Origin of the sequence: Sphingomonas sp. (genome assembly GCF_035555815.1) — a bacterium.
GTDB lineage: Bacteria > Pseudomonadota > Alphaproteobacteria > Sphingomonadales > Sphingomonadaceae > Sphingomonas.
The window spans coordinates 1-1,914 of record NZ_DATMGG010000228.1; the positions used below are offsets into that span (position 1 = coordinate 1).

At 69.1% G+C, this 1,914-nt stretch carries 2 protein-coding genes; both read left to right on the top strand.

What is annotated here, in order from left to right:
• A partial coding sequence (locus tag VNR91_RS13040) for an acetyl-CoA carboxylase biotin carboxylase subunit (RefSeq protein WP_325491203.1) occupies positions 1-1,384 on the top strand: 1,384 nt, incomplete at its 5' end.
• 8 nt (positions 1,385-1,392) lie between these two features.
• Positions 1,393-1,914 (top strand): carboxyl transferase domain-containing protein (locus VNR91_RS13045; protein ID WP_325491204.1); only part of this gene is annotated, 522 nt, incomplete at its 3' end.

Here is a 1,914-nt window from a genome sequence, read left to right on the forward strand (position 1 = left end):
CGCTGAGATGTTTCGCAGGATATTGATCGCCAACCGCGGCGAGATCGCCCGGCGGATCATCCGCAGCTGCCACGCGCTGGGGATCGAGGCGGTGGCGGTCCATTCGGACGCCGATGCCGGCGCCGCGTTCGTCGCGGAAGCCGATCACGTGGTCGCGATCGGTGGCCCGGCGCCGCGCGACAGCTATCTGGTGATCGACCGCATCATCGACGCCGCCCGCGCCACCGGCGCGGAGGCGATCCACCCCGGCTATGGCTTCCTGTCCGAAAATCCCGCGCTGGCGGATGCGTGCGCGGCGGCCGGCATGGTGCTGATCGGACCGGCGGCGAACACGATCCGCGCGATGGCGGCAAAGGACGGCGCGAAGGCGATCGCGGCGGCGGCGGGTGTGCCGGTGCTGCCCGGCGGCAACGGTGACGATGCGGCGCTTGCCACGGCAGCGGCGGCGGTCGGCTGGCCCGTGCTGGTCAAGGCGGTCGGCGGCGGCGGCGGTCGCGGGATGCGGATCGTCCGCGATGCCGACGGACTGCCGCCCGCGCTGGAGGCGGCGCGGCGCGAGGCGACCAACAGCTTCGGCGACGATCGCCTGCTGCTAGAACGCTATGTCGAGGCGCCGCGCCATATCGAGGTGCAACTGCTCGCCGACACCCATGGCAATGTCGTCCACCTGTTCGAGCGCGACTGCTCGATCCAGCGCCGCCACCAGAAGGTGGTCGAGGAGGCGCCGGGCGTCGACATTCCCGACGCGGTGCGCGCGGTGCTGCGCGACGCGTCGCTACGGCTGGCGCGCGCGATCGGCTATGTCGGGGCGGGGACGGTGGAATTCATCGCCGATGCCGCCGGCGGGCTCGATCCGGCGCGGGTCTGGTTCATGGAGATGAACACCCGGCTTCAGGTCGAGCATCCGGTCACCGAGCTGATCGCGGGAATCGACATCGTCGAATGGCAGATCCGCGTCGCGGCGGGTCAGGCGTTGCCGTGGCGGCAGGATGAACTGGCGATCGATGGGCACGCGATCGAGGTGCGGCTGTGCGCCGAGAACCCGCGCCGCAATTATCTGCCGTCGCCGGGGCAACTGGCGCTGGTCGACCTGCCGGAGAGCGAGGGCGTGCGGATCGATACCGGGGTGCGCAGCGGCGACGCGGTCACGCCGTTCTATGACTCGCTGCTGGCCAAGGTGATCGCGCACGGCCCTACGCGTGCCGCCGCGCTCGACCGCCTGGCCGCCGCGCTGGGGCGCTGCCGGATCGATGGCGTGGCTACCAACCTCGAACTGCTCGAACGGATTGTCGATGATCCCGCGTTCCGTGCGGGCGCGGTGACCACCCGATTCCTTGAAGATAATCTCGCCGATCTGCTGCGTGCCGATCCGCGGGCTGCGTGAGAAGACATATGTCCTGGCAAGCCGAAGTCGATGACCTGAACCGCCGGCGCGAGGCCGCGCTGCGCATGGGCACTCCCGAACGGATCAAGCGGCAGAAGGACAATGGCCGCCTGACAGTGCGCGAGCGGCTCGACGGATTGCTAGATCCCGACAGCCTGCACGAGATCGGCGGGCTCTCGGGCAGCGCCGAATATGACGAGGCGGGTGAACTGGTGTCGTTCCAGGCGTCGTCCTTCATTTTCGGACGCGCGCGGCTGAATGGGCGCGAGATCACCGTCGGCGCCCATGATTTCACGATCAGCGCCAGCAACGCCGGCGACGTCGGACTGCGCAAGCACTTCATGCAGGAACGCATGGCCCACGATCTGCGGTTGCCGGTCATTCGCATGATCGACGGCGCGGGCGGGTCGGTCAGCACGATCGAGAAGATCGGGCGGACCTATGTGCCCGACATTCCGGGCTGGCATAACGTCCTCGCCAATCTGTCGCAGGTGCCGGTGGTCGCACTCGGGCTTGGGGTGATCGCGGGC